The organism is Micromonospora sp. MA102, assembly GCF_025460765.1.
GTDB classification, from domain to species: Bacteria; Actinomycetota; Actinomycetes; order Mycobacteriales; family Micromonosporaceae; genus Micromonospora; species Micromonospora halotolerans.
Map to the genome: position 1 here is coordinate 198,998 of NZ_JAMWEG010000006.1, position 24,504 is coordinate 223,501.

Here is a 24,504-nt window from a genome sequence, read left to right on the forward strand (position 1 = left end):
TCCCTGAGGCGCTTGACCGAGAAGGTGGGAACTGGACCCACCATAGGGCGGTCCGTACCCCAGATGCCGTCGTTCGGGATAAAAGGTATGAACGCCGGAAACCGGCACTAAGGTCCTTGCCGGTGAAGACGACAGCGCAGACCACCTCGCGTCCGGTGCGGCGGCAGCGCCGGCCGCGCTCGGTGCTGCCGCTGCTGTACGGCCCGCTGCTGCTCGCCGGCTGCTCCGGCGGCAGCCCGTCGGCCCTGAATCCGGCGGGGACCGGGGCGGCGCGGGTCAGCGGCCTGTGGTGGTTGTTGTTCTGGATCTCCATGGCGGTGTTCGCCGAGGTCATGGCGCTGCTGGCCTGGGCGCTCGTGTTCCGGCGGGGCGCCGCCCGGGTGCGTCACGGCCAGCCGTTGCGCTTCGTGACGATCGCCGGGGCCGGGCTGCCGTTCATCATCCTTGTGGCGGTCTACGGCGTCGGGCTGCGGGACCTCGCCGCGCTCGGCGCCGGCCCGGGCCGCGACGCGCCCACCGTGGAGGTCACCGGCCACAAGTGGTGGTGGGAGGTGCGGTACGCGGGCGCCTCCGGCGCGACCGCCAACGAGATCCACGTTCCGGTGGGGGAACGGGTCCGGATCCGCCTGCGCACCGACGACGTGCTGCACAGCTTCTGGGTGCCGCAGCTGATGCCGAAGATGGACCTGATCGCCGGCGAGACCCGGGAGACCTGGGTGGAGGCCCGGCGCGGCGGCAGCTACCGCGGCCAGTGCGCCGAGTACTGCGGCACCCAGCACGCCCACATGGCGTTCCTCGTGGTGGCCGAACCCCGCGCCGACTTCGACGCCTGGCTGGCCCGGCTGGACGCCCCCGCCCGGGCGCCGCGGACCGAGGCCGAACGGCGCGGCCAGCAGACCTTCGTTCAGGGCACCTGCGCCGCCTGCCACACGGTCCGCGGCACCGGCGCGCAGGGGCAGGTGGGGCCCGACCTGTCGAACCTCGGCCCGCGGTGGAGCATCGGCGCCGGTGCGGTGCCCAACGACGCCGGACACCTCGGCGGTTGGATCGTCAACTCGCAGACCGTCAAGCCGGGCAACGCCATGCCCCCGCAGCCGGTCGACGCCGCCCGACTGCCCGACCTCATCGCCTACCTGCGGTCACTGGAGTAGGGGCCGCCATGTCCTCGACCACCAGCACCGCGCCCGGCGTGGGCCGGGACGACCTGGCCCGGCTGGCCGAGCACTGGGCCGAGCCCCGCTCGCTGCGTGCCTGGTTCACCACGGTGGACCACAAGAAGATCGGCCGGCGCTACCTGGTCACCGCCGCGTTCTTCTTCGTCCTCGCCGGGCTCAGCGCCCTGGTGATGCGCACCCAGCTCGCCCGGCCCGAGTCCGGCGTGGTGTCGCCGCAGGAGTACAACCAGCTCTTCACCATGCACGGCACGGCGATGATCTTCCTGTTCGCCACCCCGATGCTCTTCGGCTTCGGCAACTTCCTGGTGCCGTTGATGATCGGTTCCCGGGACATGGCGTTTCCCCGGCTGAACGCCTTCGGCTACTGGGTGTTCCTCTTCGCCGGCCTGTTCATGTGGGCCAGCCTGCCCTTCGGGGCGGCGCCCAACAACGGCTGGTTCGCGTACGCGCCGCTGAACCAGGTGCAGCACAACCCGGGCCTGCACATGGACGTCTACGCCCTCGGGCTGCTGTTCCTCGGCATCTCCACCACCTCGGGCGCCATCAACTTCATCGTCACCGCGCTCAAGCTGCGGGCGCCGGGGATGTCGCTCAACCGGGTGCCGCTGTTCGTCTGGGCGATCGTGGCCACCGCGTTCATGGTGGTCTTCGCCCTGCCGGCGCTGAACGCGGACAACGCGATGCTCTTCTTCGACCGCCGGTTCGGCACCCACTTCTTCGACCCGTCCGGCGGCGGGAACGTGCTGCTCTGGCAGCACCTGTTCTGGATCTTCGGACATCCCGACGTGTACATCATCGTGTTGCCCGCGCTGGGCATCGTCTCCGCGGTGCTGCCCGCGTTCACCCGCCGGGGCGTGGTCGCCTATTCGCTGATCGTGCTCTCCATCGTGGCGATCGCGATCATCTCGTTCGGGGTCTGGGTGCACCACATGTTCGCCACCGGGCTGCCGCAGCTGTCCTACAGCTTCTTCAGCGCGGCCAGCACCGTCATCACCATCCCGTCCGGGATCCAGATCTTCGCCTGGCTGGCCACCATGCTGCTCGGCCGGCTGGTGCTGCGGGTGCCGCTGCTCTTCGTCATCGGGTTCCTCGTGACCTTCGTGCTCGGCGGCGTCACCGGCGCGATGTTCGCGGTCACCGCGTTCGACCAGCAGGTCACCGACTCCTACTTCGTCGTGGCGCACTTCCACTACGTGCTGATCGGCGGGGCGGTCTTCCCGATGCTCGCCGGCATCTACTACTGGCTGCCCAAGATCACCGGCCGGATGTACCACGAGGGGCTCGGGCGGTGGGCGTTCGCGCTGACCTTCGCCGGCATGCACGTCACCTTCTTCCCGATGCACCTCACCGGCCTGTTCGGCATGCCCCGGCGGATCTACACCTACGGCAGCGAGCCGGGCTGGGACGGGTGGAGCCTGGTCAGCACGGTCGGGTCGTACCTGCTGGCGCTCGGGCTGCTGCTGGTGCTCGTCGGCGTGGTGCACGCGGTGTGGCGCGGCAGGCCGGCGCCGGCGGACCCGTGGGAGGGCGACAGCCTGGAGTGGTCGACAGCCTCGCCGCCCGAGCCGTACAACTTCCCGGTCATTCCCCGGGTGCACAGCCTGCACCCCGCCTGGGACGCGCGGACCACCGAGTCGACCACCACCGGCGCGAGCGCGGACCGCGTCCTCAGCGATGGCCGGCGCACCCTGTTCACCAGCGAACTGGACGCCCGCACCGAGCGGGCGGTGGAGATGCCCGAGCCGTCGTTCAAGCCACTCGTCCTCGCCGGCGCGCTGCTGGTCTTCTTCACCGCCATGCTGCTGGCCGCGTACCCCGTCGCGGTCGTCGCCGTGCTGGTGGTGGCGGCGACGATCGCGGCCTGGCTCTGGCCGCCGCGCCGCCCCGACGAGGAACTCGGGGTGGCGTCATGACGGACCGGGGCGGGGTCGTGGCCGCGGCCACCGGCGTCACGGCGCTGACCACGGAGGAGCCGGTCGGCCGGCCGACCGGCTGGTGGGGCATGGTGCTGTTCGTGGCCACCGAGGCCACCCTCTTCGCCTGCCTGCTCGGCAGCTACTTCTATCTCCGCTTCCAGTTCGGTCCGCAGTGGCCGCCGGGTGGCGTCGACAAGCCGAAGCTGCTCCTCCCGCTGCTGATGACCGCGGTGCTGGTGCCCAGCAGCCTGCCCGTCGTCTGGGCCGAGCACGGCATCCGGCGCGGCCGGCGCGGGCGGCTGCGCGCCGGGCTGGCCGCCACCCTGGTGCTCGGGCTGACCTTCCTGGCCCTGCTGGCCGTCGAGTACGCCGAGGACCTCAAGCATTTCACCATGACCACCGATGTCTACGGCTCGCTGTTCTATCTGATCACCGGCTTCCACGGGCTGCACGTGCTGGTCGGGTTGACGATGATCGGGTGGCTGCTCGCCGCCTCCCTGCGCGGTGGCAGCTTCGGGTCCCACCGCCACGAACGCGTCCGCAACGCCGCGATCTACTGGCACTTCGTCGACACGGTGTGGGTCGCCATCCTGTTCACCATCTACCTCTCCCCGAGACTGTGATGACCGCCGGACCCGGCCCGCACACCCGCCTGGCCGGCGGGCTGCTGCTCTGGTACGGCGTCCTCGGCGGGGCCGTGGCCTGGGCCGCGCACCTGCTCGTGGCCTGGCCGCTGGACGAGCTGACCTGCGCCGCGGGCCGCGAGCGCGTCTCCGCCGTGCCGCTCTGGCTGGCGGTGTGGCTCGCGGTGGTGATCCCGGCCCTGGTCACCATCGGCTCGCTGCTGGTGGCCACGCTGGTGTGGCGGCGCACCGCCCGGGCGTCGTCGGCCGGCGCCGAGGACCGGGCCGTCGACCGCTCCCGGATGCTCGCCGTGGTCGGCGTCTGGGCGAACCTGCTGTTCCTGACGATCATCGTGCTCGGCGGGGTCGCCGTGCTGGTCTTCCCGCCATGTCAGGGCTGACCGTCTACCGGGCCCACGGGTCCGGCCCGGGCGACGTGACCGACGGGTTGCTGGCGATGGTGTCCGTGGCCGTGGTCTGCCTGCTCGCGGCCGGCTACGGCCGGGGTGTGCAGGAGCTGTGGGCGCGGCGCGGTCGCGGCCGGGTGGTGGCGGGCCGGCGGGTGGCGGCGTTCGGCGCCGGACTGGTGGTGGTGCTGGCGGCCGACCAGGGGCCGGTGCACCGGCTGGCGGAATCCTCCTACGCCGGACACATGGCCCAGCACATGCTGCTCCTGCTGGTGGCGGGCCCGCTGCTCGCGGCCGGTGCGGCCGGACTGCCGCTCACCCTGGCCGCGCCCCACCCGCTGCGCCGCCTGCTGGCCCGCGTCCGGGCCGCGGCGCCGGTGCGCCGGCTGCGCCGCCCGGCCGAATACGCCCTGCTGGCCGCGGCGGCGCAGACCCTGGCCCTGTGGCTGTGGCACCTGCCGGGCCCGTACGTCGCCGCGGTGGACCGCCCGCTCCTGCACGCCGCCGAGCACCTGAGCCTGGTGTCGGCGGCCTGGCTGCTGTGGGCGCCGGTGCTCGGCCCGGCCCGCCACCGGACGCCCGCGCCGGTGTCGCTGCTGCTGCTGGTCGGCACCATGCTGCCCGCCTCCGCGCTCGGCGCGATCCTCACCTTCGCCCCCGAGCCGGTCTACCCCTCGCGGGTCCTCGGCGCCGACCCGCTCGCCGACCAGCAGCTCGCCGGACTGCTGATGTGGGCGCCGATGGACCTGGTGGTCCTGGTGGCGGCGCTGGCGGTCTTCCTCGGCTGGCTGCTGCGGCTGGACCGGGAGCGGCCCGCCCGCCTGGTCCCGGCCCGGCCGGGCCGGCCCGGCGCGCCGCCGGCGAACGGCGCCCCAACCGAAGGGATGGTGCGATGAGTCGTCGTCTCTGGGTGCTGGCAACGGTGCTGGCGGCGCTTCCGGTCGTCGCCGTGTCCGGCTGCGCGTCGACGTCGCCACCACCACCGCCCGAGTCGCGGGCCGGGCGGCCGGACCGGGGCGCGAAGCTGATCGCCCAGTACGGGTGCGGTTCCTGCCACACCGTTCCCGGCGTCGACCGGGCCGGTGGGCTGGTCGGCCCGCCCTTGACCCGGTTCGGCGCCCGGTCGTACATCGCCGGTGAGCTGCCGAACAACGCGGACAACCTGCGGCGGTGGATCACCGACCCGCAGGCCGTCGAGCCGGGCACCGCCATGCCGAACCTCGGCGTCAGCGCGATCGACGCGCAGGACATCGCCGCGTACCTCTACACGTTGGACTGAGGATGCGGCGACCACGAGCGGTGACCCTGCCCGCCCCGCACCCGCGCCGGGCCCTCGTGGCCGGGTCCGTGCTGGCGCTCGCCGTAGGCCCGGTGGCCTTGGCGCCCGCGCCCGACCCCACGCCGACCCCGGCCGCCACCACCCCCGCCGGCGACCGCGGCACCCAGCTCTACCTGCAGCAGTGCGCGAGCTGCCACGGCGTGCGCGGGCAGGGGTCGCAGCAGGGGCCGTCCCTGGTCGGCGTCGGGCCCGCCGCGGTGGACTTCCAGCTCTCCACCGGCCGGATGCCCGTGTGGGGCGAAGTCTCCCAGCCGCGGCGCCGCGAGCCCGTCCTCTCCGCCGAGGACATCTCCGCGCTGGTCGACCACGTCGCCAGCTTCGGCGGCGGCGGCCCGGGGATCCCCCGGGTCGCCCCCGGCCACGTGGTCTCCGGCCGGGACCTCTTCGCCGCCAACTGCGCGCCGTGCCACGGGGCTACCGGTTCGGGGGCCGTGCTCACGAACGGCTGGAGCGCCCCACCGCTGTACGACGCCTCGCCCACCCAGATCGCCGAGGCGGTCCGGGTCGGGCCCGGGCTGATGCCGGCCTTCCCCGGCCAGGTGCTCACCGATCAGCAGGTCGACGACCTGACCAGCTACGTGCGGCGGCTGCGCACCGAGCGGCTGGACCCGGGCGGCAACCCGCTCGGCCGGCTCGGCCCGCTGGCCGAGGGCCTGCTCGCCTGGCTGGCGGTGCTCGTACTCCTGGTGGCCGGCGTGCGCTGGCTGGGCCGGAGGGCGGCGGAGTGAGGCGCCCGCCCCCGTCGCCGGCCGAGGAGTCCGCGAGCCGCCGGATCGTCGGCGCGTTCCTGGTGAGCGCCGCCGGTGCGGTCGGCTTCGCGGTGACGTACGGGCTGGGCGGCGACACCCGGTGGGAGGGGGTGAGCCTGGCGGTCGCGTTCGCCGGCCTGGCGGTGGGGCTCGCGATCTGGGCCCGGCGGCTGGTCCCGGTCGGCGGGTACGTCGAGGAGCACGAGGGCTTCACCCCGCCCCCGGCCGAGCAGGCGATGACCGCGGCGGAGTTCGCCGCGCCGGACAGCCCGACGCGCCGGTACGGTCTGCTCGCGGCACTCGGGTTCGCCCTGACCGCCCTCGGCGTCGCCGCGCTGTTCCCGCTGCGCTCCCTGCTCCCCTGGGACCGGGTGCGCCCGCCCCGGGCCCTCAAGGACACCCCCTGGGGGCCCGGCGTACGGCTGGTCGACGACACGGGACGACCCCTGCGGCCGGACGACGTGCCCGCCGAGACGATGGTGGCGGTCTTCCCCGAGGGGGACCCCGACGCCGGCGACGCCCCCGCCTTCGCGGTCCGCCTCGACCCCGAGCGCTTCTCCCACCCACCCGCCGGCGGTCACCTGGGCGGCCTGGTCGTCTGGTCGATGCTCTGCACCCACGCGGGCTGTCCGGTGCGGCTCTACCTCAAGGGCACGGGCCGGGTGCTCTGCCCGTGCCATCAGTCGTCATTCGACCTGCTGGCCGGGGCCCGGGCGGTCGCCGGTCCCGCGGCGCGGCCGCTGCCGGGACTGCCGGTCGAGGTCGGCCCGGACGGCTTCCTCCGGGCCACCGGCGACTTCACCGCGCCGCCCGGCGCCGGCTTCTGGAGCCGGCCATGATCATGAACCGGCTGGCCCGCGCGCTGGACGACCGGCTCCGGCTCTCCCCGATCACCCGCCGGGCGCTGGCGAAGGTCTTCCCCGACCACTGGTCGTTCATGCTCGGCGAACTCGCGCTCTACTCGTTCGTGGCGCTGATCCTCACCGGCGTCTACCTCACCTTCTTCTTCGACGCCAGCTCCGCCGACCGCGTCTACCAGGGGTCGTACGCTCCACTGGACGGCAGCACCACCTCCGCCGCGTACGCCTCGGTGGTGCGGCTGAGCTGGGACGTGCGCGCCGGTCTGCTGATCCGGCAGACCCACCACTGGGCCTCGCTGGTCTTCGTCGCCGCGATCGTCCTGCACCTTTCGCGGATCTTCTTCACCGGGGCGTTCCGGAAGCCGCGCGAAATCAACTGGCTGATCGGCGTCACCATGCTGACCCTCGCGCTGGCCAACGGCTTCACCGGCTACTCCATGCCCGACGACCTCCTCTCCGGACTGGGCCTGCGGATCATCACCTCGGTGGTGGAGTCGATCCCCCTGGTCGGGACCTGGCTGGCCGCCCTGGCTCTGGGTGGCGAGTTCCCCTCCGACGAGATGATCCCGCGGATGTTCGTCACCCACGTGCTGCTCGTGCCGGCCGTCCTCGTCGCCCTCATCTCCCTGCACCTGGGCATCCTGGTGCGGCAGAAACACACCCAGTTCCCGGGCCCGGGCCGGACGGAGCACAACGTGGTCGGGTCCCGGCTGTGGCCGAGCTACACCCTGCGCTCGCTCGCCCTCTTCGCCTGGGTCCTGGCGGTGCTGTTCGCCCTCGGCGGCCTGGCCCAGATCAACCCGGTGTGGCTCTACGGACCGTTCGAGCCGGCCCAGTCCACCTCGCCGGCGCAGCCGGACTGGTACGTCGCCTGGGGTGACGGCGCACTGCGCCTGTTCCCGCCCTGGGAGTTCCGCATCGGCGGCTACCTGGTGCCGGCGCCGTTCTTCCCCGGCGTCGTGCTCGGCGGGCTGACGTTCCTGGCCCTCTACCTCTGGCCGTTCGCCGAGCGGCTTCGCACGCGCGACCGCCGTCAGCACCACCTGCTCGACCGGCCCCGGGAGCACCCCGTGCGGATCGGTGTCGGTGTGGCCGCCCTGACTTTCTTCGCGGTGCTCGTCGTCGCGGCGGGCGACGACCTCCTGGCCCGGCTGCTCGGGGTGCCGGTCTACGACCTGCTGTACCTCTTCCGGGTCCTGGTGCTCGCCCTGCCGATCCTGACCGGCGCCGTCGCGTTCCTGACCGCGCGGGCGCTGCGCCGCGGCGACGCGACCTCGCTCGGGGACCTCACCCGGGCCGACCTGCGGCGTGCCGGCCGTCCCTCCCGCCGGCCCGTCCCGGGCGACGACGAACCCGAGACCCCCGCGCCGGACCGGCCGGGGGAGCGGATCGAGCTGTGGCCGGAGGGGGAGGTGTGGCGGTGGCGCTACCGCGACGAGGCCCGGCGGATGGTGCTGACCGTCAACCGCATCGCCGTGTCGGAGGAGGAGGCGGTCGAGGCCGCCCGCCTGGCGTACCCGGGCGTGGACCGCGTCGTGGTGCCGGGGCCGCCCCCACCGCCTCCGCCCGGGCCGGTCCGGGCCGCCCTGCGCCGGTGGGGACGGGCGGCAGCCGCCGGTGCGTTGCTCGTCGCGGCGCTGGTCGGGCGCCGGCGCGACCGTCGCCGGCAGCGCGCCGGCGACGGAGCCGATCCGCCGGAGAAGGTGGACGCGGGTGGCCGCCGGTAAAACGGGCAATCCTCCTCTTTCCGGGAGGAAATGTGTTTAGCTTCGGGAGAGAGCGGTGCTCGGTGCCGGGAGGAGTGGCATGCACGGACGTGAGCTGCGCGGCCTGCTGCCTCCGCTCCTCCTGCTCCTGATCTTCGAGCGGCCCGGCCACGGATACGACCTGATCGACCGGCTCGGCGCGATGGGGCTGCCCGATGTGGAGCCCGGCCAGGTCTACCGGGTGCTGCGCGGCCTGGAACGCGATCGCTCGCTCATCTCCGTGTGGGAGACCGCCGGGGCGGGGCCGGCACGCCGGCGCTACGAGCTCACCACCGAGGGCCGCCAGGCACTCCGGACGTGGACGGTCCGACTGGCGCAGCTCGACCAGATCATCGACGCCTGTCTGCGACGCACGACGCGCGCCTTCGCGGGGACGCGGGTCGCCCCGGCCGGCCGGTACGCCCCGTCGGGACGCTGAAGGAGGACCATGCCGTCGCCCCTCATGCCGCCAGTCGACCGGGCGTTCGCCCGCCGGGTGGCACCCGCCGAGGCGCTCGCCGGCGACGCGGCGCGCATCGCGCGGGCCTGCTACGAGATGGCCGTACGCTTCCATCGCGGCGGAAAGCTGATCGTCTTCGGCAACGGGGGGCCGGCGACGGACGCCCAGCACGTGGTGGTGGAGTTCGTCCACCCGGTCATCGTGGGCAAGCGGGCGCTGCCCGCGATCTCGCTGACCAGCGACGCCGCCACCCTCACCGGCATCGCCCGGGCGGAGGGCTTCGACGAGGTCTTCGCGGCTCAACTGCGCCTGCTCGCCGCCCCGGAGGACATCGCGCTCGGCCTGTCCATCGACGGCCGGTGCGCCAACGTTCGGCGGGGCCTGACGACGGCCCGCGACCTCGGTCTCCTCACCGTCGGGCTGCTCGGCGGCGACGGGGGCGACCTCGCTCGGGATGCCGTCGCCGACCATGTCGTCGTCGCCCGCTCCGAGGACCCGTGCATCGTGAAGGAGGTGCACGTGACGATCTATCACATCCTGTGGGAGTTGGTGCACGTGTTCTTCGAGCAACCGGGACTGCTGGAGCCGGAGGCCGTCCGGTGACGCCGCGGCCGGTGCCCGCCACCCGGGCCGTACCGGAGTGCCACGACGACGTGTGCCTCACCTGTTCCGACGTGGCGGTGGCCGTGCGGGTGCGGGAACTGATGGCCGACGGTCTGGCCGTGGTCGACACGGACGCCGGACCGGAGGAGGTCAGTGTGGCCCTGGTGGAGGCGGAACCGGGCGACGTCGTGCTGGTCCACGCCAAGGAGGCCATCGCCGTCGTGGAGAAGCGGTCGTGAGCGCCCGGGTCGAGGGCGCCGTCGGAGCCCTGTACCCGTTCCTCGACACCCGGCCGACCGACGTGGACGCGGTGCTCGCCGAGGTGGCGAGGTCCACCGCGGAGAAGTCGGCGGAGATCGTCGCCCTCCGCGCATCCCTGGTGGCCGAGCACGGGCAGCGGCTGGTCGACTGCGCCCGCCGGTGCGCCGCGGCCTTCCGAGCCGGCGGCACGCTCTACGCGTTCGGCAACGGCGGAAGCAGCACGGACGCACAGGACGTCGCCCAGTTGTTCCTGCACCCGCCGAAGGCCGCCCGCCCCTTGCCGGCCATCTCGTTGACCCACGACGTCGCCGTCATCACGGCGCTCTCCAACGACGTCGGGTTCGAGGTGGTCTTCGCCCGGCAGGTGGCGGCGTTCGGCCGTGCCGGGGACATCGCGGTGGGGCTGTCCACCAGCGGAGGGTCGAACAACGTCCTGCGGGCGTTCGAGGAGGCGTCCCGGCGCGGCATGCTCACCGTCGGGTTCGCCGGCTACGACGGCGGCCGGATGGCGGACTCCGAGTTCCTCGACCACCTCTTCGTGGTGCCGTCGGCGTCGGTGCACCGGGTCCAGGAGGCGCAGACGACGGTCTACCACGTGCTCTGGGAACTCACCCAGCAGGCGTTGGCCGACTCACTCTGACCGGCTGCCGTGGATCTGACCAGTGTGCGACGGGTGCACGTCCGCGTCGAGGGCATCGTGCAGGGGGTCGGGTTCCGACCGTTCGTGCACGCACTGGCCACCGAGTACGAGCTGGCCGGGTTCGTCGGGAACGACAGCGCGGGCGTCTTCGTCGAGGTGGAAGGGGTCGGCGACCGGCTGACCGCCTTCGTGGCCGACCTCAGCCGGCGGGCACCGGCACTCGCCCAGGTCGACCGGCTCACCGCCGACGCGGTGCCGCCGACCGGCCGGCCCGGCTTCACCATCGTCGCCAGCGTCACGGGCGCGGGCCGGGAGGCCCTGATCTCCCCGGACACCGCCACCTGCGCGGACTGCCTCGGGGAGCTGTCCGATCCGACCGACCGGCGGCACGGTTACCCGTTCACGAACTGCACCAACTGTGGCCCGCGGTTCACGATCGTCGAGGACGTCCCGTACGACCGCCGTACCACCACGATGGCCGAGTTCCCGCTCTGCGCCGACTGCGCCGCCGAGTACGCGGACCCGGCGAACCGTCGCTTCCACGCCGAGCCGGTGTGCTGCCCCGCGTGCGGTCCGGCCCTCCGGCTCCTCACCGCCGACGGCATCCCGGCTTCCGGCGAGCCCCTGGACACGGCCGTACGGTGGCTGCGGGACGGGCGCATCGTCGCGGTCAAGGGTCTCGGCGGCTACCACCTGGCCGCCCGGGCTGACGACGACCGGGCCGTCTCGACGCTGCGCGCCCGCAAGCACCGCGAGGAGAAGCCGTTCGCCGTGATGGCGGCCGACCTGGGGTCGGCGCGCGCCCTCGTCGACGTGGCGCCGGCGGCGGAGCCGGTGCTCACCGGCGCCCGCCGGCCCGTGGTGCTGCTGCCCCGCCGCGCCGACGCCCCGGTCTGCGAGTCGGTGGCCCCGGGCAACCGCGACCTCGGTGTGCTGCTGCCGTACACGCCGCTGCACCGGCTGCTGCTCGGGCGGCTCGGCATGCCGATCGTCCTGACCAGCGGCAACGTCTCCGACGAACCGATCGCCCATCGCGACGACGACGCCCGCCGGCGGCTGGCACGCATCGCCGACGGTTTCCTGGTCCACGACCGGCGGATCCACGTCCGCACCGACGACTCGGTGGTACGCGTCTTCCGGGGCCGTGAACTGCCGATCCGGCGCTCCCGTGGCTACGTTCCCGCGCCGATCACGCTGCCCTGGCGGTTCGCGCGGCCGGTGCTCGCGTGCGGCGCGGAGTTGAAGAACACGTTCTGCGTGGCCAAGGGACGGCGCGCGTTCGTGTCGCACCACGTCGGCGACCTGGAGAACTACGAGACGCTGCGGGCGTTCACCGACGGGATCGCGCACTTCACCCGGCTCTTCGACGTCCGGCCGGAGGTCGTCGCCCATGACCTGCATCCCGAATACCTCTCCACCAAGTACGCCCTGCAGCTCGACGACGTCGAGCTGCTCGGGGTCCAGCACCACCATGCCCACATCGCGTCCTGCCTGGCCGACAACGGCGATCCCGGACCGGTCATCGGCGTGGCCTTCGACGGTCTCGGGTTCGGCCCGGACGGCACCCTCTGGGGCGGTGAGCTGCTCGTCGCGGACCTCACCGGGTTCGAGCGTGTCGGCCATCTGGGCTCGGTGCCGATGCCGGGCGGGGCCGCGGCGGTACACGAGCCGTGGCGGATGGCCGCGTCCTATCTGGACGAGATCTACGGCGACGCCGTGCCGGACCTGCCGGTGCGGCGCCGGCACGACCGGCACTGGCCCGCGGTCGTGGCGCTGGCACGGCGCGGGACGAACTCGCCGCGTACCTCCAGCGCGGGCCGGCTGTTCGACGCCGTCTCGGCGCTGCTCGGCCTCCACGACCGCGTCACCTACGAGGGGCAGGCCGCGATCGCCCTGGAGCAGCGGGCCGATCGCGACGAGCGTGGCGGCTACCAGGTCGAGGCGGCAGGCCCCGTCCCGCTCCTGCACGCCGGACGCGGACTGGTCCGGTGCGTGGTCGACGACCTGCTCGCCGGGGTGGACCCCGGCCGGATCGCCGCGCGCTTCCACCACGGCCTGGCTGACGCCGTGGTCGGGGCGGCGGGAGCCGTCCGGGAGCGCACCGGCCTCGGCACGGTCGCCCTCTCCGGCGGGGTCTTCCAGAATGTGCTGCTGCTCGACCGGGTGGTGAGCGGGCTGGAACGGGACGGCTTCCGGGCGCTCGTGCACTCGCGGGTGCCGCCCAACGACGGCGGCGTCTCCCTGGGTCAGGCCGCGGTGGCCGCGGCCCGGGCCGCCGCCGCCTCCTGAACGGGAGCCGCCGTCAGCAGATGCGGGGGAGCGGGTCCCCGACCAGCATGTCGACCACGCGGGTGCCGCCGAACGCCGTGTGGAGCAGCACCATCCCGGGCGGGTCGGCGGTGACCCGGCCGATGATCGCCGCGCCGTCGCCGAGCGGATGGCCGCGCAGCGCCGCCACGGCGGCCTCCGCCTGCGTGCCGTCCACCACCGCCACGAGGCGGCCCTCACAGGCCACGTAGAGCGGGTCGATGCCGAGCAGCTCGCACGCGCCGGTGACAGCGGGACGCACCGGCACCGACGCCTCATCGACGACGACCGCGACCTCCGCCGCCTGCGCCACCTCGTTGAGGATGGTCGCCACGCCGCCGCGGGTGGCGTCCCGCAGCAGCCGCACCCCGGGAGCCGCGTCCAGCAGCCTGTCCACCAGGCCGGGCAGAGCCGCGGTGTCCGAGGCCAGGTCGGCGGCGATGTCCAGCTCGCCGCGGGCGAGCATGATGGTGACGCCGTGGTCGCCGATCGGCCCGGAGACGATGACCGCGTCGCCCGGGCGGACCTGCGCGGTGCCCAGGGCCACCGGTCGCTCCAGCACGCCTACGCCGGCCGTGTTGATGTAGCAGCCGTCGGCCTTGCCCCGCTGCACCACCTTCGTGTCGCCGGTGACCACCTGGACCCCGGCGCGCCCCGCCGCCGTGGCCATGGAGGTGGCGATCCGCCGCAGGTCGGCGACGGGAAAGCCCTCCTCCAGGATGAATCCGGCCGCCAGGTACAGCGGTCGGGCGCCGCTGACGGCGAGGTCGTTGACGGTGCCGTTGACGGCGAGATCGCCGATGTCCCCGCCCGGGAAGAACAGCGGCGACACCACGTACGAGTCGGTGGTGAAGGCCAGCCGCGTGCTCCCAACGGTGAGCACCGCGCCGTCGTCGAGCTCCTCCAGCGTCGGGTTCCGGAACGCCTCGACGAACAGCCCCTCGATCAGGTTGTGCGTCGCCTTTCCGCCCGCCCCGTGCGCGAGCGTGATCCGGCTCTCCCTGACCTTCGGCGCGCGCCGGCGGGCACGTTCGATGCGCTCCAGCACCTGCTGCTCCGGCGACAGTCGCCCCGGCTCGTCGGGACCGGCCGCGGCCGCGGCCTCGGCCACCGCGCGCTCGGCCCAGCCGGCGGTGCTTGCGGTCGTCATACGCGGGTCGCCTCCGTGAGCCGCTGCCGGGTGAAGCGGCCGAAGTTGTAGTAGGCCGCGCACGCGCCCTCCGAGGAGACCATGCACGTGCCGATGGGCGTCTCCGGCGTGCACGCGGTGCCGAACACCTTGCACTCCCAGGGCTTGAGCACTCCCTTGAGCACCTCGCCGCACTGGCAGGCCTTCGGGTCCGCCACGCGCACCCCGGGCACGTCGAAGATCCGCTCGGCGTCGTACGCCGCGTACTCGTCCCGCATCCGCAGGGCCGAGTGCGAGATGAAACCGAGGCCGCGCCACTCGAAGTACGGGCGCAGCCGCATGACCTGGCCGATCGCCTCCAGGGCCCGCAGATTGCCGTCCCAGGGCACCACCCGGGTGTACTGGTTCTCCACCTCGCAGCGTCCCTCGGCGAGCTGTGTGAGCAGCATGAAGACCGACTGCAGGAGGTCCAGTGGTTCGAAGCCGGCGCACACCAGCGGCTTTCCGTGGTCACGGGCGATGAACTCGTACGGCCGGCAACCGATGACGGTGGAGACGTGCCCCGGCCCGAGGAATCCGTCGAGACGCAGGTCCGGTGAGTCGAGGATGGCCTTGATCGCCGGAAGGATGGTGACGTGGTTGCAGAAGACCGAGAAGTTGTCGATGCCCTCGGCGGCCGCCCGCAGCACGGTCATCGCCGTCGACGGCGAGGTGGTCTCGAACCCGATCGCCATGAAGACCACCCGGCGGTCCGGGTTGGTCCGCGCGATCTTCAGGGCGTCCAGCGGCGAGTAGACCATCCGGATGTCCGCGCCGGCCGCCTTGGCGTCCAGGAAGGAGCCGCTTCCGCCCGGGACCCGCATCATGTCGCCGAACGCGGTCATGATGACGCCCGGCTCGTTGGCGATGGCGATGGCGTCGTCGACCCGGCCCATCGGGATGACACAGACCGGGCAGCCCGGCCCGTGCACCAGCGAGACGCTCTCCGGCAGGTAGTCCTCGATCCCGTGCTTGTAGATGGTGTGGGTGTGGCCGCCGCAGACCTCCATGAACTTGTACTGCCGCCCCGGCTCGCACAACGCGGCGATCTGGGTCGCCAGCGCCTGGGCCTTGTCCGCGTCGCGGTACTCGTCAACGAAACGCATCTGATCTTTCCTAGGTGATGTCGGATTCGGCGAGCGCCTGCAGCTCGTCGGTGTAGGCCTGCCCGAGGCCGTTCAACATGGCCAATGTGGCGGCCGCCTCGGCCTCGTCGATCTTCGACATGGCGAAGCCGACATGGACGAGCACCCAGTCGCCGATACCGATCTGGTCCGGGCCGAGCAGGCCGATGTTGATCGCGCGCCGGACGCCCACGACGTCGACGATGGCCAGATCCTCGTGGCCCGCCTTGATTTCGACGATCTCGCCCGGGATGCCAAGGCACATCGCGCTACTCGTCCTCTCCGGTCACATCTTCTCGATCTTGATGTAGCGCCGCAGCGCGGGAAGTTCCTTCCAGAACATCCCCACCACGGCCGCGCCGGCCAGCAGCACCAACAGCTTCCGCACAGCTCATCTCCTCGGGTCCACGCCGGGCCGGCTCAGCCCGGCGGCAGGTTCGGCATGATCGGCAGGATCGGGTCGTGCTTCTTCGGCCGGATGCCGGTCGAGCGGTGCGCGTCCACCGTCCCGTCATCCTGATGGCCCGACTGCTTCCTCCGCCGCGAGTTGCCCTCCTCCACACCCTTCGTGTGCGCCGGGGCGTCGAGTTCGACATCGGGATCGCCCACCCGGATCTCGCCCATTGCCGCCTCCTCCATCAGTGGTTGCCGGACGGCCGGTCGTGTCGCCGGCCGAGTTCGTCGAAGAACCGGGAGATCTCCCGCCACACGGCGCTTCCCCCGGACATGCCCGTCCAGTGCCGGCGGATGAGCGCGACGAGCCGGAAGCAGTCGTCGACCGGCACCACCCACTGGCTGCCGCCGTCGCGCGGGTTGCCCGTCCAGACCAGGAAGGCCTCGACCCGGGGCAGCAGCGCGGTCAGCTCGGCTGATCGCGCCTCGACGGCCCGCCAGGCGCCGGCATCGACCTCCGACTCCGTCGTGCCGAGCGGGCTCGGGTAGTGCCCGAGCACGCGGCCGTCGCGCTGCTTGACGAAGAACACCAGACCGACCGGCACGCCGAGTTCGGCGGCGGACAGGTCCGGCAGCCGTCTGCCGCGGGTGGGGACGAGCTGGTACCGGCCGGCGCCGGCCGCCTCGCGTTCGAACAGCAGGGAGCACGGCGTGCAGGCGCACATCAGCTCCCCGTCCTGTTCGTCCCACACGTGCCGGTGTTCCGGGCCGACCCGCCCGGCGCACAGGCCGCACCGCTCGACCGCCGCCGCGCGCTGCCCCGCGCGACGGATCGCCCGCTGCAGGGCGCCCGCCGTCATGCCGTGCCGTCCAACGCGAGCGGCCCACCGGCCTGCTCCGCCACGCCCGTCGGCGGCCCCGCGGTCCGGTCCGGCCGCTGCCACAGGGCGGCGACCGGGATCAGCGCCGGCGCCGGCGCGGGCGCCGCCACCTCGACCGCGGACAGCTCCGGCGCGAACGTCAGCACCTGGTCCCGCACCAGGTCACCGAGCGCCGCCGCGCTACCGCCGCACGAACTCGCCGACAGGCTGATGCGCGCCACCTCGTCCTGGACACCGACCAACGCGATCTCGGCGCCCTGCGCGCGCAGCTGCGGCCGGAGGTCGTCGACGGCACGGGCCACCCGCCCTTCCAGCGGATCCGGGTGGATGCGGTGCAGCAGCAGCAGGTGCCGCAGCAGCTCGTCGTCGGCGAGCCGGTCGAGCGCGCCGCCACTGTCGGCGGCCAGGTCGGTGACTCGGGCCAGCGCCTCGCCGTACACCTCGGTCAGGACCTCGACCGCCTCCAGTGCCAGCTCGGCGGTGCGGCCGGGGGTCTGCTCGAGCTGGCCGAGCACGGCGTCCAGGCGGGCCAGCCGTGGCTCGACGGCCGCGTCGTCGAGCCGTGGGACGTCCGGCTGCTCACCCATGGGACGCGCCGAACATCGCCGAGTGGATCTTCTTGAGGGTGCGACCGCCGCCGACGTACATGTGCACCCCGCACGGCAGGCAGGGATCGAAGCTGCGCACCGCGCGCATGATGTCCACGCCCTTGAAGTTGTCCGGGCCGTTCTCCTCGAAGATGGGCATGTCCTGGATCGCGTCCTCGTACGGACCGGGCGTGCCGTAGCTGTCGCGGGGACTGCCGTTCCACGGCGTCGGCGGGTACGGGTGGTAGTTGGCGATCTTGCGGTCCCGGATCACCAGGTGGTGCGACAGCGTGCCCCGGACGGCCTCGTGGAAGCCGCAGCCGATCGCCTCGTCCGGCACGTCGAACTCGGTGAAGACCCGCATGTCGCCGCCGCGCATCCGCTCCATCGCCCGTTCCAGGAAGTACAGCGACATGGCCGCCGCGTACGCGATGAAGTAGGCCCGTGAACGGTCCCGCTCCAGCGCGTTCGACCAGCGCGGGATCTTCCACTCCAACGTCATCTCGGGCAGCTTCTGGCTCTTCGGGAGCGAGATCAGCACGCTCTTCCCGGTCGACTTGACATACGGGGTGTCGACCATTTTCGCCAGCGCGGTGGTATACAGCCGGGCAAACGGGCCGCCACCGGTGTCCAGCGCCAGATGCTCTCCGCTGTTCTTGTCGAACCAGCGGGGGCTCATCACCCAGCTGTACTTGTCGTCGAAGTTGCGCTTCTGCGGATCCGGCAGCGTGGTCTGGTTCCAGGGATGGCGGATGTCGACCGGGTTGCCGAGCGGGTCGTACTTGACGAACGGGTCCTCCTCGCCCGCCCAGTCCTTGTAGTACGAGCTGCCGAGCAGGATCCGGATGCCGAGGTTGATGTCCACGAGGTCGGTGGTGAGCAGCTTGCCGTCGACGACGATGCCGGGCGTGACGTGCATGGCCCGTCCCCAGTTCGACATCGTCTCGTACCGGTAGTCGACGACGTCCGGATCTTGGAACGCGCCCCAACAGCCGAGCAGGACCCGGCGGCGGCCCACCTCCTCGTAGCCGGGCAGCGCCTCGTACCAGAAGTCGAAGACGTCGTCGTTCATGGCGACGGCCTTCTTGACGAAGTCCAGGATGCTGATCAGCCGGCTCAGGTAGTCGGTGAACAGCGTCGGCTGGGGCATGGTGCCGACGCCGCCGGGGTAGACCGTCGACGGGTGGACGTGCCGTCCCTCCATGAGGCAGAACATCTCCCGGGTCGTCCGGCTGACCTTCAGCGCCTCCTTGTAGACCTCGCCCTCGAACGGGTTGTAGGCCCGCATGATGTCGGCGATCGTCCGGTAGCCGTGGATGTCTCGCCCAGGTGCCGCGGTGGCTTCCGCCCGGGCGAGCACACTCGGATTGGTCTGCTTGACCATCGCCTCGCAGAAGTCGACGAAGACGAGATTGTCCTGGAACAGGGTGTGGTCGAACATGTACTCGGCGGCCTCGCCGAGATTGATGATCCACTCCGCCAGCGGCGGGGTCTTGATGCCGTAGGCCATGTTCTGCGCGTAGACCGAGCAGGTCGTGTGGTTGTCGCCGCAGATGCCGCAGATCCGGCTGGTGATGAAGCCGGCGTCGCGGGGGTCCTTCCCCTTCATGAACACCGAGTAGCCGCGGAACAGCGACGACGTGGTGTGGCACTCGGCGACGACGCGGTTGGCAAAGTCGATCTTCGTGTAGACGCCGAGGTTGCCGATGATCCGGGTGATCGGATCCCACGCCATCTCCACCAGCTCGCCGGGCTTCTGGCCGGTGGCCGGCTTCGGCTTCGTCGCGGTCACGGTGTGTTCCTCTCGATTGCCGCCTGTCGACGGGGATCCGCCGGACCGTACGGGCGCCACCGGGGGTTGTAGCCGCTGGTGAGCTCCGGTCCGTTGTGGTGCCACTTCGGTTCCCGGTTGGCGGTGGCGTTGGTGATGCCACGCAGGCGGCGGATCACGGCGCCGTACGGCTTGATGAGCAACGTGGACAGGCTGCCGCCGGGCGGCATGTCCATGAACGGCATGAACTTGTCGGGGAACCCCGGCATGGTGCAGCCGATGCAGATGCCGCCGACGTTCGGGCAGCCGCCCACGCCGCCCATCCAGCCGCGCTTCGGGACGTTGCAGTTGATGACCGGCCCCCAGCAGCCGATCTTCACCTGGCACTTGGGCGAGTTGTAGTCCTTGGCGAAATCGGCCTGCTCGTAGTAGGCGGCCCGGTCGCAGCCCTCGTGCACGGTCTTGCCGAACAGCCACTGCGGCCGCAGCATGTGGTCCAGCGGCGGGGGCGGCGCCGAGCCGGCGGCGTGGTAGAGGACCCAGGTCAGGGTCTCCATGAAGTTCTCCGGCTGGATCGGGCAGCCGGGCACGTTGACGATCGGCAGGCCACCCTCGGAGCGGAAGTCCCACCCGAGATAGTCAGCCAGTCCCATGCACCCCGTCGGGTTGCCCGCCATGGCGTGGATGCCGCCGTACGTCGCGCACGTGCCGGCCGCGACCACCGCCCACGCCTTGGGCGCCAGGCGGTCGATCCACCAGTTCAACGTCAGCGGCTCGCCGGTGTTCTCGTCATTGCCGAACGACGTCCAGTACCCCTCGCCGTTGATGTTCTCGTTCGGGATCGAACCCTCGATGACGAGGATGAACGGCTCGGTCATCTCCCCACGGGCGGCCCGGCGATACGGCGCCAGGAACTCCTCGCCGCCAACCGTCGGCGACAACACCTTGTTGTGCAGGTTGACCTTCGGGAGCCCGGGAATGAGCCCGAGAACGATGTCCTCGATCGCCGGCTGACCCGAAGCGGTCATCGACACGGAATCGCCGTCACAGCTCATGCCCTCGGAGATCCACAGGATGGTGACCTCGTCGAACCCGTTCTCCCGGGGAATCACCGCGGTGTCGCGACTGCTCTGCGTCATGTGCGTGGCCTCCCTTGCATCCGATCCCGCAACCGGTCGTAGATGGCAGCCAGCGGCGCCGCGAGGGCCAGCGCCGGGGGCTTGTCCGGCGCGTGCGGGTGCGGACGCGTCGGGGCGCGCTGCTTGCCCTGGTCGATCTCCTGGCCCAGTTCGCGGAGGGCCTGCTCGTCGGCCCGGCCGCACAGCAGCGGCATGAGCTCGTTCTCGTCGTCGCGCACGTGCCGGGCGACGGCGGACGCCAGCCGCTCCATGAGCCCGTCCTGTGCGCGGTCGCCCACCGGGCAGCGGTCCAGTTCGAGGAGCAGCTCCTTGATGGGCGCATGCCCGGCGAGGTGTCGGTCGACCTGCCCGTCGGCCAGGACTCGCGCGGCGAACGGGTAGAAGAGGACCTCCTCGAGCGCGGCGTGCTTCGACAGTTCGCGGACGAGGATCTCCACGACCCCGCGCCGCTGCGCGTCCGATGCGGCCGCCCGGTAGTCGCGGAACAGTTGTTCGACCACGCGGTGGTCGTGCCGCAGCAACTCGGTGGCGTCCATCAGACCGCTCCCACCGTGGGGGCGGCCAGCGTGATCGACTCCAGGACGACGTCGTCGCTGCCGCCGACCTCGATGTCGATGCCCCCGCACCGCGGGCAGGCCACCATCGCCAGGTGGTCGCGAACTGGTTCGTTCCGGCCGCACTGGTGGCACCGCACGGTCATCGGCTCCAGCACCAGGTCGACCGCGGCGTCCGCGACGACCGTGCCGGCCGCGGCCACCTGGATGCCCTGCGTGACGACACCGGGGTCGATGGCGTGGCCGCCGATCCGGACCCGCAGGCCGGTGACCCGCCGCCCGGCGGCTCGGCGTACCGCCGCCGCCACGATCGCCTCGGACAGGCCGGTCTCATGCATCGGCGCCCACCCCCTCTCGGCTGCCGCTCGCCGCGGCCTCTGCGGCTGCTCGACCAGCGAGCCGCGCGGCTTCCTCCTGGGCGATCCCGACCACCATGCGGACCGCCTCGTCGATCGCGGCCGCCACCGGAGCCGACAGCCCCATCCGCTCGTCCAGGACGGCGGGCCGGCAACCCACCACCAACACCCGGTCGACCGTGCCGCCCAGGCTGCGCAGCAGCCGCAGCACCGACTCGGGGTCCATGCCGTGGGCGTCGGCGACCGGCGCCTCCAGCACGTCGGCCGGGCGCAGCGTCCATCCCGGGTCGTCGAGGTCCACCTGGATGACGGCCAGCGTCCCGGGCGGCTCGTCCAGCGGCAGGGCGTCCACCAGAACCAGCACGTGGTGGCGGCCGTCCAGCAGATCGTAGGCCAGATGCATGCCGCGGATGCCGTAATCGGACACATCCACGGCCGCGGGGAGGACCGCGTCGCGGAGGCGCCGGACGACCTCGACGCCGAACCCGTCATCGCCGAGGAAGATGTTGCCGATGCCGGCGACCAGGACGCGTCCGCCGTCGGGGTTGCTCACGGCGCCGTCACCTCTCCGGCCAACGGTTCCACCTCGTCCGGTCGGAAGTGGCGCAGCCGCCCGTACCACTGGTGCAGTTCCGCGCCCGGGTCGTCGTCCACGGTCACCGCCAGGAACCGCGTTCCGTCCACGTCGAGCAGCACCTGCTCCACCCGGCCGGTCCGGCCCGCCAGGAACATGTCGTGGGCGTCCGTGCCGCGCCGCCGCGGTCGTAACCGGACGCGGCTGCCCCGCGCCAGCACCGTCCCGCCGACCAGGACCGTCCCGGTGTCCGGGGCGCCCTCCGCGTCGCCGTCGGGCGTGCACCACGGCCGTTCCGGGTCGGTGGCGGCGTCGCCGACCGGGCACACGGGCTCCAGCGCCCGAATCGCCCCGTGCAGGCGTTCGAGCACCTCGGGCGGCATCGCGTCGACCCGGTCGAGGATGGCGGCGGCACGGGGGTCGGTGGCCCGGGCCTCCCGTTTCTCGGCGTCGGACAGCGTGAGGGTACGTAGCGAGAGGATCTCGTCGATCTCGGTCGCGTCGTGCAGGTCGCCCGGGCTCTCCGGCGCGATCTGCGGGTGGTCGTAGAGGATGATGGGTGACGAGAGGAGCACGTCGGCGCTGCCGGGCTCGCCGGCCAGCACCGGAAACGTGTGCACGTTGCGGCACTCCCGCGCGGCCGGCGCCGCCCACTCGGGCGGGTCGAGCAGGGACAGGAACCGCCCCCGGCTGACGGTGGCCAGCGTGTGGGCAGCGAGCAGGCAGCAGCGCAACGCCTCGTCCCGCGGGCTGTCCGGCGCGGTCGTCCGGTCCGTGTTCTCGACCCGGATCTCGAGCCGCAGCAGGCGGAAGGGCGTCTCGCACGGGACGGCGGAGGCGGTGACCGAGGCGGACAACGGCCATCGCCGGCGGACCACCCGCCCGACCGGCTCGCCGCGGCCGTCGACCAGCGGCTCGACGTCCTCCCCGCCCGGCACCCGGACGTCGAGGCGGCGGCCGTGCCGCAGGTCGCCGACCGTCGCCTCGATGTCGAACTCCCGCGGCACCGCCTCGTCGAAACTGAGCTCCGTGCGGCCGGCGACCTCGATCCGGTCTACCGGCCGGTACCCGCCGTCGGCCGTGCGTCTCTCGGCCACCTTCCGTTGCAGGTGCAGGAACCGCAAACGGATCCGGACGCTCGCCGTGTCCGGCGCCTCCACGAGGCACGCGGTCCGCTGCCACGGCGACTCCGCCGAGCCCGCCACGCCGCTGTCGACGAGGCCCTGCGCCGCTGCCCAGGCCGGGGGTACCAGGACCCCGAACTGCCAGCGGACCCGGTTCTTGGTCGACGATCGCCGGTAGGGGTAGAGCAGGTAGCCCTCGTACAGGATGGCGTCGGCGACCGCCTCGGCGCCGTCGAGACGAGGGCTGGGGCAATCGGTCCGCACGGTGGTCGACCCCCTTCAGGGCAGCCAGGAATCCGCTCCGGCAAGCGGTCACCCCGGTCTACCCCGTCCGGTCGCCGCACCGTAAGTGCGCGCCCCCGGTAGGTGGCTGACGCACTCACCGGACCGGGTGAACGGACGCCTGGTGCCCCACCCGGGACGGGCGGGGCACCAGGCGTCGGCTGGTGGTCAGGTCTGGTTGCCGGGCACGTTCTTGTAGTCCTGCGGGCTGACGCCCTTCGGACGCGGGTCCTTCTGCCGCTGGCCGCCGCCCTGGTTGGCGTTGGCCGACCCACCGAGTTTCTGGATCATCTCGCCCTTGTTCATCTGGTCGACGTTGCGCATTCCGGCGCGTTCCGCCTGCTTGCGCAGCTCACCGGTCTTCATCTGGGCGGGATCGCGAGCCATCGTTCCTCCTTCGGTAGGCGGACGAACGGGGGACCCGGTCGGCGTCCGCCGGGTCGAGGGCCGATCGTGCCGGTGACGGCGTCACCGCACCCTTTGGCCGCTGTCGTCCGTCTCGCCACTTCCTGGTTGTGGCGGTTCACGGTCCCGGCTCGCTTACCCGGCGATGGGCCGCACCAACGTCGGTGGGCGCCGGTCCGGGCGGGGTCGTCGATCAGCGCCGGCCTCCGGGGACGGCGGGGGTGGGCTCTGCGTCGGCGCCGGGTCGCCGGACCGCCGGCAGTACGAGTGGCGTGCCGGTCTCCGGGTCGTCGATGATGCGGCAGGGCAGGCCGAACACCTCCTCGACCAGCTCGGTGGTGACGATCCGCCGCGGGTCGCCGGCGGCGACGACCCGCCCGTCGCGCATGGCCACCAGGTGGGTGGCGTACCGGGCGGCCTGGTGCAGGTCGTGCAGCACCGCCACCAGGGTGCGGCCCTGCTCCTCGTGCAGCCGGGCGCAGAGGTCCAGCACCTCGACCTGGTGGGCGATGTCCAGGTAGGTGGTCGGCTCGTCGAGCAGCAGCAGCGGCGTCTGCTGGGCCAGCGCCATGGCGATCCAGACCCGCTGCCGCTGCCCGCCGGACAGCTCGTCGACGGGCCGGTCGGCCAGCTCCGCGACGCCGGTGTCGGCCATCGCCCGGTCGACCACCCGTTCGTCCTCACGGGACCACTGGCGCAGCAGGCCCTGGTGCGGGTAGCGGCCTCGGGAGACCAGCTCGGCCACCGTCAACCCGTCCGGGGCCACCGCCGACTGCGGGAGCAGCCCGAGGGTACGGGCCACCTGGCGGGCCGGCCGGCGGTGGATGTCGGCGCCGTCGAGCAGCACCGTGCCCCGGGCCGGTCGCAGCAGCCGGGCCAGGGCGCGCAGCAGCGTCGACTTGCCGCACGCGTTCGGCCCGATGATCACGGTGAAGGACCCGTCGGGGACGGCGACCGTGAGGTCTTCGGCGACGGTGCGCCGGTCGTAGCCGAGGGTCAGCGCCTCGCCGACCAGCCGGGGGGTGTCGGGCCGCATCAGGGTTCCCTTCTCGTCGGGGCCG

The 24,504-nt window shown here is 72.6% G+C and carries 28 protein-coding genes; 14 read left to right on the top strand and 14 right to left on the bottom strand.

From position 1 onward, the window contains the following. Nucleotides 1–122 precede the first annotated feature (122 nt). The 14 genes from NFX44_RS14710 to hypF all read left to right on the top strand — a co-directional run bounded on the left by NFX44_RS14710 (nucleotide 123) and on the right by hypF (nucleotide 13,067). Nucleotides 123–1,151, top strand: coding sequence for a cytochrome c oxidase subunit II (locus NFX44_RS14710; RefSeq protein WP_262284101.1), 1,029 nt, complete (start codon nucleotides 123–125; stop codon nucleotides 1,149–1,151). A gap of 8 nt (nucleotides 1,152–1,159) precedes the next feature. Continuing rightward, the gene (gene ctaD / locus NFX44_RS14715; protein ID WP_262284102.1) at nucleotides 1,160–3,088 is read left to right on the top strand and encodes a cytochrome c oxidase subunit I; all 1,929 of its coding nucleotides are present in this window, start codon (nucleotides 1,160–1,162) and stop codon (nucleotides 3,086–3,088) included. Beyond that, on the top strand, nucleotides 3,085–3,714 hold the full coding sequence (locus tag NFX44_RS14720) for a cytochrome c oxidase subunit 3 (protein ID WP_262284103.1): 630 nt from the start codon (nucleotides 3,085–3,087) through the stop codon (nucleotides 3,712–3,714). Before ctaD ends, NFX44_RS14720 begins: the two co-directional genes overlap by 4 nt. Then, nucleotides 3,714–4,115, top strand: coding sequence for a hypothetical protein (locus NFX44_RS14725; RefSeq protein WP_262284104.1), 402 nt, complete (start codon nucleotides 3,714–3,716; stop codon nucleotides 4,113–4,115). The genes NFX44_RS14720 and NFX44_RS14725 overlap by 1 nt, the downstream gene beginning before the upstream one ends. After that, nucleotides 4,103–5,017 (top strand): cytochrome c oxidase assembly protein, encoded by a 915-nt coding sequence (locus NFX44_RS14730; RefSeq protein WP_262284105.1) that lies wholly within the window; start codon nucleotides 4,103–4,105, stop codon nucleotides 5,015–5,017. The genes NFX44_RS14725 and NFX44_RS14730 overlap by 13 nt, the downstream gene beginning before the upstream one ends. Further along, nucleotides 5,014–5,400, top strand: a complete 387-nt coding sequence (locus NFX44_RS14735) for a cytochrome c family protein (RefSeq protein ID WP_262284106.1) — start codon at nucleotides 5,014–5,016, stop codon at nucleotides 5,398–5,400. Before NFX44_RS14730 ends, NFX44_RS14735 begins: the two co-directional genes overlap by 4 nt. Nucleotides 5,401–5,402: 2 nt before the next feature. Further along, the gene (locus tag NFX44_RS14740) at nucleotides 5,403–6,188 is read left to right on the top strand and encodes a c-type cytochrome (RefSeq protein WP_262284107.1); all 786 of its coding nucleotides are present in this window, start codon (nucleotides 5,403–5,405) and stop codon (nucleotides 6,186–6,188) included. Then, nucleotides 6,185–7,048 (top strand): ubiquinol-cytochrome c reductase iron-sulfur subunit, encoded by an 864-nt coding sequence (locus NFX44_RS14745; RefSeq protein ID WP_262284108.1) that lies wholly within the window; start codon nucleotides 6,185–6,187, stop codon nucleotides 7,046–7,048. The genes NFX44_RS14740 and NFX44_RS14745 overlap by 4 nt, the downstream gene beginning before the upstream one ends. Then, nucleotides 7,045–8,796, top strand: coding sequence for a ubiquinol-cytochrome c reductase cytochrome b subunit (locus NFX44_RS14750; protein ID WP_262284109.1), 1,752 nt, complete (start codon nucleotides 7,045–7,047; stop codon nucleotides 8,794–8,796). The genes NFX44_RS14745 and NFX44_RS14750 overlap by 4 nt, the downstream gene beginning before the upstream one ends. 79 nt (nucleotides 8,797–8,875) lie before the next feature. Continuing rightward, complete coding sequence (locus NFX44_RS14755) at nucleotides 8,876–9,253, top strand: helix-turn-helix transcriptional regulator (RefSeq protein ID WP_262284110.1); 378 nt, start codon at nucleotides 8,876–8,878, stop codon at nucleotides 9,251–9,253. Nucleotides 9,254–9,262: 9 nt separating this feature from the next. Beyond that, the gene (locus NFX44_RS14760) at nucleotides 9,263–9,877 is read left to right on the top strand and encodes an SIS domain-containing protein (protein WP_262284111.1); all 615 of its coding nucleotides are present in this window, start codon (nucleotides 9,263–9,265) and stop codon (nucleotides 9,875–9,877) included. Then, entirely contained in the window at nucleotides 9,874–10,116 is a 243-nt protein-coding gene (locus NFX44_RS14765) for a HypC/HybG/HupF family hydrogenase formation chaperone (RefSeq protein WP_262284112.1), read from the top strand. The genes NFX44_RS14760 and NFX44_RS14765 overlap by 4 nt, the downstream gene beginning before the upstream one ends. After that, nucleotides 10,113–10,778: an SIS domain-containing protein gene (locus tag NFX44_RS14770; RefSeq protein WP_262284113.1), complete on the top strand. Its 666-nt coding sequence runs from the start codon at nucleotides 10,113–10,115 to the stop codon at nucleotides 10,776–10,778. Before NFX44_RS14765 ends, NFX44_RS14770 begins: the two co-directional genes overlap by 4 nt. Before the next feature lie 9 nt (nucleotides 10,779–10,787). Continuing rightward, on the top strand, nucleotides 10,788–13,067 hold the full coding sequence (gene hypF, locus NFX44_RS14775; protein ID WP_262284114.1) for a carbamoyltransferase HypF: 2,280 nt from the start codon (nucleotides 10,788–10,790) through the stop codon (nucleotides 13,065–13,067). A gap of 13 nt (nucleotides 13,068–13,080) precedes the next feature. Here the strand turns inward: hypF and hypE are convergent, their stop codons facing one another. From hypE to NFX44_RS14845, 14 genes are all read right to left on the bottom strand, one after another. After that, nucleotides 13,081–14,235 carry a hydrogenase expression/formation protein HypE gene (hypE, locus tag NFX44_RS14780; RefSeq protein ID WP_262284115.1) on the bottom strand — a complete coding sequence of 385 codons (1,155 nt, stop codon included), beginning with the start codon at nucleotides 14,233–14,235 and terminating at the stop codon, nucleotides 13,081–13,083. Then, nucleotides 14,232–15,359, bottom strand: a complete 1,128-nt coding sequence (gene hypD / locus NFX44_RS14785; RefSeq protein ID WP_262284116.1) for a hydrogenase formation protein HypD — start codon at nucleotides 15,357–15,359, stop codon at nucleotides 14,232–14,234. The genes hypE and hypD overlap by 4 nt, the downstream gene beginning before the upstream one ends. Before the next feature lie 10 nt (nucleotides 15,360–15,369). Beyond that, nucleotides 15,370–15,642: a HypC/HybG/HupF family hydrogenase formation chaperone gene (locus NFX44_RS14790; protein WP_262284117.1), complete on the bottom strand. Its 273-nt coding sequence runs from the start codon at nucleotides 15,640–15,642 to the stop codon at nucleotides 15,370–15,372. A gap of 155 nt (nucleotides 15,643–15,797) precedes the next feature. Continuing rightward, nucleotides 15,798–16,001 carry a hypothetical protein gene (locus NFX44_RS14795; protein ID WP_262284118.1) on the bottom strand — a complete coding sequence of 68 codons (204 nt, stop codon included), beginning with the start codon at nucleotides 15,999–16,001 and terminating at the stop codon, nucleotides 15,798–15,800. 14 nt (nucleotides 16,002–16,015) lie between these two features. Continuing rightward, complete coding sequence (locus NFX44_RS14800; RefSeq protein WP_262284119.1) at nucleotides 16,016–16,630, bottom strand: DUF5947 family protein; 615 nt, start codon at nucleotides 16,628–16,630, stop codon at nucleotides 16,016–16,018. Beyond that, entirely contained in the window at nucleotides 16,627–17,238 is a 612-nt protein-coding gene (locus NFX44_RS14805) for a NifU family protein (RefSeq protein ID WP_262284120.1), read from the bottom strand. The genes NFX44_RS14800 and NFX44_RS14805 overlap by 4 nt, the downstream gene beginning before the upstream one ends. Then, a complete protein-coding gene (locus NFX44_RS14810; protein WP_262284121.1) occupies nucleotides 17,231–19,030 on the bottom strand; it encodes a nickel-dependent hydrogenase large subunit in 1,800 nt (599 codons plus the stop codon). The genes NFX44_RS14805 and NFX44_RS14810 overlap by 8 nt, the downstream gene beginning before the upstream one ends. After that, nucleotides 19,027–20,148 carry a hydrogenase expression protein HypE gene (locus tag NFX44_RS14815; RefSeq protein ID WP_262284122.1) on the bottom strand — a complete coding sequence of 374 codons (1,122 nt, stop codon included), beginning with the start codon at nucleotides 20,146–20,148 and terminating at the stop codon, nucleotides 19,027–19,029. The genes NFX44_RS14810 and NFX44_RS14815 overlap by 4 nt, the downstream gene beginning before the upstream one ends. Further along, entirely contained in the window at nucleotides 20,145–20,684 is a 540-nt protein-coding gene (locus tag NFX44_RS14820; protein WP_262284123.1) for a hemerythrin domain-containing protein, read from the bottom strand. The genes NFX44_RS14815 and NFX44_RS14820 overlap by 4 nt, the downstream gene beginning before the upstream one ends. Continuing rightward, nucleotides 20,684–21,040 (bottom strand): hydrogenase maturation nickel metallochaperone HypA, encoded by a 357-nt coding sequence (locus NFX44_RS14825; RefSeq protein ID WP_262284124.1) that lies wholly within the window; start codon nucleotides 21,038–21,040, stop codon nucleotides 20,684–20,686. Before NFX44_RS14825 ends, NFX44_RS14820 begins: the two co-directional genes overlap by 1 nt. Continuing rightward, entirely contained in the window at nucleotides 21,033–21,611 is a 579-nt protein-coding gene (locus tag NFX44_RS14830; RefSeq protein ID WP_262284125.1) for a hydrogenase maturation protease, read from the bottom strand. The genes NFX44_RS14825 and NFX44_RS14830 overlap by 8 nt, the downstream gene beginning before the upstream one ends. After that, nucleotides 21,608–23,020: a hypothetical protein gene (locus NFX44_RS14835; protein WP_262284126.1), complete on the bottom strand. Its 1,413-nt coding sequence runs from the start codon at nucleotides 23,018–23,020 to the stop codon at nucleotides 21,608–21,610. The genes NFX44_RS14830 and NFX44_RS14835 overlap by 4 nt, the downstream gene beginning before the upstream one ends. 186 nt (nucleotides 23,021–23,206) lie before the next feature. Further along, nucleotides 23,207–23,425, bottom strand: a complete 219-nt coding sequence (locus tag NFX44_RS14840; protein ID WP_262284127.1) for a hypothetical protein — start codon at nucleotides 23,423–23,425, stop codon at nucleotides 23,207–23,209. A gap of 211 nt (nucleotides 23,426–23,636) precedes the next feature. Continuing rightward, nucleotides 23,637–24,479 carry an ABC transporter ATP-binding protein gene (locus tag NFX44_RS14845; protein ID WP_262284128.1) on the bottom strand — a complete coding sequence of 281 codons (843 nt, stop codon included), beginning with the start codon at nucleotides 24,477–24,479 and terminating at the stop codon, nucleotides 23,637–23,639. Nucleotides 24,480–24,504 lie beyond the last annotated feature (25 nt).

Coding starts and splice junctions, on each gene's coding strand:
- NFX44_RS14720 (WP_262284103.1), top strand. CDS start 3,085: ATGACGGACCGGGGCGGGGTCGTGGCCGCGGCCACCGGCGTCACGGCG.
- NFX44_RS14735 (WP_262284106.1), top strand. CDS start 5,014: ATGAGTCGTCGTCTCTGGGTGCTGGCAACGGTGCTGGCGGCGCTTCCG.
- NFX44_RS14815 (WP_262284122.1), bottom strand. CDS start 20,148: ATGACGCAGAGCAGTCGCGACACCGCGGTGATTCCCCGGGAGAACGGG.
- NFX44_RS14795 (WP_262284118.1), bottom strand. CDS start 16,001: ATGGGCGAGATCCGGGTGGGCGATCCCGATGTCGAACTCGACGCCCCG.
- NFX44_RS14755 (WP_262284110.1), top strand. CDS start 8,876: ATGCACGGACGTGAGCTGCGCGGCCTGCTGCCTCCGCTCCTCCTGCTC.
- NFX44_RS14730 (WP_262284105.1), top strand. CDS start 4,103: ATGTCAGGGCTGACCGTCTACCGGGCCCACGGGTCCGGCCCGGGCGAC.
- NFX44_RS14790 (WP_262284117.1), bottom strand. CDS start 15,642: ATGTGCCTTGGCATCCCGGGCGAGATCGTCGAAATCAAGGCGGGCCAC.
- NFX44_RS14760 (WP_262284111.1), top strand. CDS start 9,263: ATGCCGTCGCCCCTCATGCCGCCAGTCGACCGGGCGTTCGCCCGCCGG.
- NFX44_RS14805 (WP_262284120.1), bottom strand. CDS start 17,238: ATGGGTGAGCAGCCGGACGTCCCACGGCTCGACGACGCGGCCGTCGAG.
- NFX44_RS14820 (WP_262284123.1), bottom strand. CDS start 20,684: ATGGACGCCACCGAGTTGCTGCGGCACGACCACCGCGTGGTCGAACAA.
- ctaD (WP_262284102.1), top strand. CDS start 1,160: ATGTCCTCGACCACCAGCACCGCGCCCGGCGTGGGCCGGGACGACCTG.
- NFX44_RS14800 (WP_262284119.1), bottom strand. CDS start 16,630: ATGACGGCGGGCGCCCTGCAGCGGGCGATCCGTCGCGCGGGGCAGCGC.
- NFX44_RS14725 (WP_262284104.1), top strand. CDS start 3,714: ATGACCGCCGGACCCGGCCCGCACACCCGCCTGGCCGGCGGGCTGCTG.
- hypE (WP_262284115.1), bottom strand. CDS start 14,235: ATGACGACCGCAAGCACCGCCGGCTGGGCCGAGCGCGCGGTGGCCGAG.
- NFX44_RS14750 (WP_262284109.1), top strand. CDS start 7,045: ATGATCATGAACCGGCTGGCCCGCGCGCTGGACGACCGGCTCCGGCTC.
- NFX44_RS14840 (WP_262284127.1), bottom strand. CDS start 23,425: ATGGCTCGCGATCCCGCCCAGATGAAGACCGGTGAGCTGCGCAAGCAG.
- NFX44_RS14740 (WP_262284107.1), top strand. CDS start 5,403: ATGCGGCGACCACGAGCGGTGACCCTGCCCGCCCCGCACCCGCGCCGG.
- hypD (WP_262284116.1), bottom strand. CDS start 15,359: ATGCGTTTCGTTGACGAGTACCGCGACGCGGACAAGGCCCAGGCGCTG.
- NFX44_RS14825 (WP_262284124.1), bottom strand. CDS start 21,040: ATGCATGAGACCGGCCTGTCCGAGGCGATCGTGGCGGCGGCGGTACGC.
- NFX44_RS14845 (WP_262284128.1), bottom strand. CDS start 24,479: ATGCGGCCCGACACCCCCCGGCTGGTCGGCGAGGCGCTGACCCTCGGC.